Below are 6,430 nucleotides of genomic sequence, written 5' to 3'. Positions count from 1 at the left end.
TACAACTAGAGCGTATCGCGACTCAGGGTCATGACGCATTCGAGATGCTTCGTTTGCGGGAAGAGATCGAAGGGCTGCACGGTGCCGAGTTTGAAGCCGGCCTCGGTGAATAGGACGAGGTCGCGCATCTGGGTGGCGGGATTGCAGGAGATGTAGACGACGCCTTTGGGATTGAAGGCGAAGAGCTGCTGCAAAAACTCGGGGCTGCTGCCGGCGCGCGGTGGATCGATGATCACCACGGTGTCGGCACCGGCATGAGGCACGTCTTTGAAAACGTGCTGGGCATCGGCGGCGATGAAGCGGCAGTTGGTGAGGGAATTGATCTCGGCGTTGTGGGCGGCTTTTTTGACGGCGGTTTCGGAGATCTCGACGCCGATGACACTTTCGAAGTCGCGTGCGGCGCTGATGGCGAAGAGGCCGCTGCCGCAGTAGGCATCGACAAGATGCTTTGCGCCGGTGGCTTTGGCTTCGTCGATGGCATGGCGGACGAACTTGGGCAGGATGAAGGGATTGTTCTGGAAGAAGTCGCCCGCCTGAAACTCGAAGCGGACGCCGTCCACGGTTTCGATCGCGATTTCATCGGGGCGGGTGAGGACGCCGTTATCGGCGGCACGCATGAGCAGGGTGGCGCCGTTTTTGAATTCGGCGGAGTTTGCGCGGGCGCGCTCGCGCACGTTGGCGAGCTGCGCATTGAGCTCGGGCATGGCGATGGGGCATTGCTCGACATCGACCATGGCATTGCGGGTGCGGGCGCGGAGGAAACCGATGGCACCGATGCCGCCTTCTTTCGGGCGCTGGAAGTGAGGTGTGATCTTGGAGCGGTAGCCGTATTGAACGGGTGAGGGGATCACCGGGCACACGGGGTGCTCGATCTTGGCCATGTGCTTGAGCAGTTCGGCCACCTGGCGCTGCTTTGAGAGCAACTGCTCCTCATAGGAGAGGTGCTGGTACTGGCAGCCGCCGCACTGGCTGAACAAGGGGCACTGCGGTGTGACGCGGTTCGGCGAGGGCTCGATGACGGAGACGAAGTCGGCCTCGCTGTAGTTCTTGTGATTGCGGAAGACGCGGCACTTCACGAGTTCTCCGGCGAGTGTGAAGGGAACGAAGACGACCCAGCCATCGACACGGGCGACTCCCGCTCCTTCGTTGGTGAGGCTTTCGATGCGGACGTCCAGCTCCTGATGATAGGCGAAGGGATGGGGCGTGAATTTGCGCGGCGGTTGCATGCGTCGCGTCAGGGTTTGGCGGGGGTGTTCATCTTCATGTAGGTGCGGCCTTGGACTTTGCCGGTGGCGGGATCCAGGGTTTCGACCCGTAGTTCCTTCAAGGCATTCGTGCCATTCACTTTCTGCATCTTGGTGACTTCATAGCGCTTGATGACCTTGCTGCTGCGGTCATAGGCTTCCATCTTCGCCGCGCCACCGCTGGCCTGATGCACCCAGATGTCCACGGCATAGTAGGGGCCTTCTTTGCCGGGGTTCATGACACGCACGAGCCAGCATTTTTGGAGGCTCACGCGGGCCTCTTTGAGCAGCTGCGGGTGCGGCCAGTAGAGAAAGCCGAGGGAGAGATCCTCATAATTCAAATCCATGCCGCGCACCTTGCTGCCGAGCTGGCTGGCGGGAACCTGCTTTGAAGTGCCCTTGATCACTTGAAACAGCCTGGCGGGGGAGGTGTTTAACTCAATACGGATGGTCTCGATCGGTGGGGTGGAGAACAGGAAGCTCATGACCTGATTCCCCATGGTGAGCTCCAGGGGTTCGGTGCGGCCGGAGTCGCTGTCACGCAGTTCACCCTGAAGCTTTTGGTTCTGCCCGGCGTAGCTCTGGCGCACATCGAGCATGATTTCCTCAGCGGTCTTTGGCTGCGCCTCTGCGGCACGCAGGCATGGCGTGAGAAGCAGTGTGGCGAGGATGATGAACTTCATGGCGGTTCGGGTGCAGGGAGGGAGCTGAGTCAGCCTCCCTTTCACAGACGTCGCATTAATTATTCTTCACTGGATCATCCAGCTTCATGTAGGTGCGGCCGATGACTGCGCCGTTGGCGGGATTGATGGACTCGATGCGCAGCTCCTTGAGCGTCGTGGCGCCTTCCACTTTCTGCACCTTGGTGACCTGGTAGCGTTTCACGATTTTGCTCGTGCGATCAAAGGCCGCCATCTTGGCCGCGCCGCCGCTGCCCTGATGCACCCAGAGATCCACGGCGTAGTAGGGGCCCTGGCTGCTTGGGTTGGTGACACGCACGATCCAGCATTTCTGGCCGCTGACACGGTCTTCGCCCATGAGCTGGGGACGCGGCCAGTAGAGGAAGGCGAGGGAGAGGTCTTCGTAATTGAACTCCATGCCGCGCACTTTGTTGCCATGCTGGCTGTCCGGTACCACGGATGATCCGCCGGCGCGCACCTGATACAGCGTGGCCGGGGAGGTGTTCATATCCAGGTGGACGATTTCTGGCGGCGCGTTTTTGAAGAGGAAGCGCATGACCCGGTTTTGCATGGTGAGCGTGAGGGGCTCTGAGCGGCCCGAGGTGTCGTCACGAAGCTCGCCGGTCATCTTGTAGTTTTGCAGGGCGTAGCTGTTCTGGACGATCCGAACGATTTCCTCGGCGGTTTTCGGCTGGGCATCCTCGGCACGCAGCACGGACGCAAGCAGCAGAGGGAGCAGGAAGAGACGTTTCATAAGAGTGGGCGGGTTGGTGACGACACTTTGACTTGTCGGCGGCGATCTCTATTCAATGCGCTCAACCCTCATGCAGCGCCAGCGCTTTCTCTTTGCCGCCCTGGGCCTGCTCACGCTCTGGCGCTGGGCGCTGCTGCCGACGCTGGAACTCGTGCCAGAGGAGGCGCTGGCGGTTTTCTGCGGCAAACATGGCCAGTGGGGCAGTTTTTTTGAGATCGGGCCACTGGTGCCGGTGGTTGCCAAGCTGGGCATGCTGATTGGAGGAGAGGGTGAATTTGGGGTGAGATTCTTCGCGCCGTTGCTCGCGTTGGCAGCTTCGCTGCTGATTTGGAGGCTGGCGCGTGACTTGTTTGATGAGCAGATCGCGGGCTGGGCGGTGGTGATTGTGAATGTGCTGCCTGCCTTCAACCTCGCTGCTGTCACGCTGAGTCCGGCGACGATTGCCTGCGTGCTGGTGCCAGCAGCGGCGCTGTGTGTGCGCCGTGCGCTGCTGAAGGCAGAGGTGAAGCACCAGGCGTGGTGGGCTGCCGGGGCTTGCGTGGCAGGTACGGCGCTGGCGCAGCCGCCTGCATTGGCTGCGATGGCGGCGGTGGTTTGCGTTTTGGGTCTGTCCAAGCATCAGCGGCATTACCTGAATAGTACGGGATTCAGAGGGATCCTGGCTGCATGGTCTGTGGTGGTGCTGGGCTGGCTGATCTGGCAGGGCGGGCATGGCTGGCCGGCGTTTGCAGCGGGGCACTGGCTGCCTGAGTGGCGGGTGATTCCGAATTTGCTGCGATGGATCGTGCTGGCTTCGCCGCTGCTGCTGGTGCTTTTCGTGATGGCGGTGCGTGCGGGATTTACGAACGGCATGCTGCAAACCCACCGCAGCCTGCCCATGGCGATGCTGCTGCCGCTGGCGGGGATCGACTTCTTCTATGGCCCGCATGAAATCTGGCCGGACACGGGAGGCGTGGTGTGGATGCTCTTTGCGGCGGTGCTTCTGGCGCATCGAAGCACGGTCGCCCGGACGGGGGTGATCGAGCAGAAGATCAGTCTGCGCACCATCACGATTGTGCTGGCCGCGCTGCAGAGCGCTTTTTTGCTGCAAACGGATCTGCCACGCACGCTGGGGCTGACATGGCCTTTCTCACCCAAACCCAGCGCTGAGACTGATGCCTCCCATGCATTTATCGCTGATCCGTCCAAGACCCTGCGTGGCTGGCGTGAGAGCGCCAGAGTCGTCTCTGCCGTGCTGGAGCAGGCGGGCGGGGCGGGGTCTTGGTTCGTGCTCGCAGGTGACTGGCCGCTTGCGGTTGAGCTGGATCACTACCTTGGGCAGGCCGGGACGGTGCAGTGGCCAGCCAGTGATCTGAGGTCTTTTGCCGGACGAAGTGCGCTCTTTGTCACGGAGGACAGGGACGCGAAAGGCCTGCCCGATTCGCTCAAGAAGAGGTTTCAGCGCACCGAATTGCTCTCCGTGGCACGGGTCATGCATGCGGGGAATGAGGTGCGATGGTTGAAAATCTTTGCTTGCCACGATTATCGAGCGCCCGACTTTTGACGCCCTTTTCGCCTCCATGCCCTCCTCCCCTGCCATTTCCGTCGTCGTGCCGCTCTACAATGAGGAGGACAATGTCGTGGAGATGCAGCAGCAGATCGACAAGGTCCTGGGAGGACGCGATTACGAACTGGTTCTCGTCGATGATGGATCGAAGGATCAAACCCTGGCCCGTGTGCAGCGTGGGGAGCGTGTGCGAGTGATCGTCTTTGAAAAGAACAGCGGGCAGAGCGCCGCCATGCACGCCGGCATTTACGCCGCGCTTGGGGATGTGATCGTCACGCTGGATGGCGACCTGCAGAATGACCCGGCTGATATTCCCGCGATGATCGCGAAGCTGGATGAAGAAGGGGGCTATGACCTCGTCTGCGGCTACCGTGCGAAGCGCAAAGACACGACGTTCAAGCGGCTGCAGAGTCGCATCGCCAATTTTGTGCGCTCCCGCTTTGTGGGTGATCACGTGCGCGACACGGGCTGCACGCTCAAGGTGATGCGCCGCGACTGCCGCGAGGCTCTGCTGCTCTTCAATGGCATGCACCGTTTCATTCCCGCGCTCATCCGCAACATGGGCTGGCGCGTGACCGAAATGCCGGTGAACCACCGCGCGCGCATCCATGGTGTGAGCAAATATGGCTTCGGCAACCGGGCGCTGCGCGCGACGATGGACATGTTTGGCGTGCGCTGGTTGAACAGCCGGCGCACCCGCTATGTCATTCGTGAGGAGCGCCGTGGCTGATGCGTTTCTGTTGTTGACGAGACAACTGCTTCGCAGCCATGCTGTGACACAGCACCAAGGATGAACCTACGCGAACAACTGCGACTACTGCTGCCCGAAATCCTGCCGCATGATCCTGCGGATTCGATCAAGGGCACCGAACTCATCCGCCTTGTGCGCTTGCGCCTCGGAGATGGCTACAGCGACGCCACGCTGCGCTACCATTTTTCCATCCTCAGCTACGATCCCACGTCGCCCATCGCGAAGGTGGATCAGGGCCAGGGGTACTACCAGCGGCAGAAAAAAACACTGGGCGGCAGCAACGGCGTCAGCCGCCAGGGGCTGTTCGACAGCGAGCTGGGCGAGAGCGACCAATGCTGGTCGCGCTACCTGCGGATGGTGGCCATCTATGAGCGGCTCTGTCTGCAGCGCTCGCGCTATCCCTTCCTGCTCAACCGCAACAGCAGCGGCACCCCCAGCATGGAGGGTGAATGGGACATTCCAGATCTCGTGGTGGCTGATTGGGACCTCGATACGGGCAGTGATGATGCCCCGCGTTTTGATGCGGCGATGCTCGACCTGCGCCGACATTTGGGCGGCCCCGAAGTGGGGCTGGCCGGGGTGCAGCTCAAGCTCAGCGTGGCACCGGACACCTTCAGCGCCGACTTTTTCCAGGCGCTCAGCGCCACACGGTGGACGTTGCAGAGCGAGATCGTCATCGCGGAAGGACTGAATGATGAGGCGCTCGTGGATGCGCTGCGCAGCCTGGGGCATCAGTTTGGCGTGGGCATCAGCAGCCTGGGCATTCCGCTCACGGTGCTGGATGACCTGCCCTCGGCGAAGGAGCTGCGCGCCATGAGTGCTGCGGAGTTTGAGGCGGTGCACAATCTGCTGCGCATTCAGAAGATCACGCTGCCGACGTCACGCCCGACGCTTGACTGGTCGGCGCTCAATACGTTGCGGAAGAAGCATGATTCTGTGGCCGATCTGGTGCGGTGGCTTTCTGAGTGTCTGGCGAAGCGGCAGCCGGAGTGGGTGGGCGGGGTGGTGAGGTGATGCAAAGTTTGATACGGTGGTCAGGCATGGCCAATTATTCATGCAATGAAAGACAGCCCTGAGCCCGACTCCTCTGAGAAGCGACTTCGGTTTGGGTGTGGTTTTTTATTTGGTGGTTTTATCGGCTTTATCTTCGCACTGCGAGAGATCGCGGCCTTTAGCGGGAACTTTTGGGCGTTTGTCGCGGGCATTGCTCTTCTCTTTGGCTTTCTCGCCATGCGAAAAGGAGACGAGTTCTGGCATGGCTTGGCTGATTGGCTTCGATGGTGGTGAATGCGGGGCTGTCATGAAGACACCTATGTAAGGGAATGAATCGTGAGTTTGGAGCTGGCGGCACTCGCTTGGTGCGGCGGAACTCTTTGCACACGCTGCTGGTGGACGCGGTGTGCGAAGAAGGTGCTGGGTTTGCTTCCCGAAAACGCGTGACATTGACCCAGGGCG

General features: G+C 60.9%; 7 protein-coding genes. 3 read left to right on the top strand and 4 right to left on the bottom strand.

Annotated elements, in window-relative coordinates:
- Positions 1 to 5: 5 nt before the first annotated feature.
- From ACIREA_RS23770 to ACIREA_RS23760, 3 genes are read right to left on the bottom strand one after another with little or no spacing between them, the layout of a single operon-like run.
- Entirely contained in the window at positions 6 to 1,226 is a 1,221-nt protein-coding gene (locus tag ACIREA_RS23770) for a class I SAM-dependent RNA methyltransferase (protein WP_397384829.1), read from the bottom strand.
- Positions 1,227 to 1,234: 8 nt separating this feature from the next.
- Positions 1,235 to 1,927 carry an outer membrane lipoprotein-sorting protein gene (locus ACIREA_RS23765; RefSeq protein ID WP_397384828.1) on the bottom strand — a complete coding sequence of 231 codons (693 nt, stop codon included), beginning with the start codon at positions 1,925 to 1,927 and terminating at the stop codon, positions 1,235 to 1,237.
- A gap of 55 nt (positions 1,928 to 1,982) precedes the next feature.
- Positions 1,983 to 2,678: an outer membrane lipoprotein-sorting protein gene (locus ACIREA_RS23760; protein WP_397384827.1), complete on the bottom strand. Its 696-nt coding sequence runs from the start codon at positions 2,676 to 2,678 to the stop codon at positions 1,983 to 1,985.
- 55 nt (positions 2,679 to 2,733) lie between these two features.
- On the opposite strand from ACIREA_RS23760, the gene ACIREA_RS23755 reads away from it, so the two are divergent.
- Genes ACIREA_RS23755 through ACIREA_RS23745 form a run of 3 tightly spaced genes read left to right on the top strand, consistent with a single transcriptional unit; the run spans position 2,734 to position 5,989 of the window.
- Entirely contained in the window at positions 2,734 to 4,221 is a 1,488-nt protein-coding gene (locus tag ACIREA_RS23755) for a glycosyltransferase family 39 protein (protein ID WP_397384826.1), read from the top strand.
- Between the two features lie 16 nt (positions 4,222 to 4,237).
- Positions 4,238 to 4,954 carry a glycosyltransferase family 2 protein gene (locus tag ACIREA_RS23750; protein ID WP_397384825.1) on the top strand — a complete coding sequence of 239 codons (717 nt, stop codon included), beginning with the start codon at positions 4,238 to 4,240 and terminating at the stop codon, positions 4,952 to 4,954.
- Positions 4,955 to 5,014: 60 nt separating this feature from the next.
- Positions 5,015 to 5,989, top strand: coding sequence for a hypothetical protein (locus ACIREA_RS23745; RefSeq protein WP_397384824.1), 975 nt, complete (start codon positions 5,015 to 5,017; stop codon positions 5,987 to 5,989).
- Between the two features lie 105 nt (positions 5,990 to 6,094).
- Here the strand turns inward: ACIREA_RS23745 and ACIREA_RS23740 are convergent, their stop codons facing one another.
- Positions 6,095 to 6,232, bottom strand: a complete 138-nt coding sequence (locus tag ACIREA_RS23740; RefSeq protein WP_397384823.1) for a hypothetical protein — start codon at positions 6,230 to 6,232, stop codon at positions 6,095 to 6,097.
- Positions 6,233 to 6,430 lie beyond the last annotated feature (198 nt).

It is taken from the genome of Prosthecobacter sp., from assembly GCF_044373815.1.
Lineage (GTDB): Bacteria > Verrucomicrobiota > Verrucomicrobiia > Verrucomicrobiales > Verrucomicrobiaceae > Prosthecobacter.
This window is presented reverse-complemented; position numbering and strand designations above follow the sequence as displayed.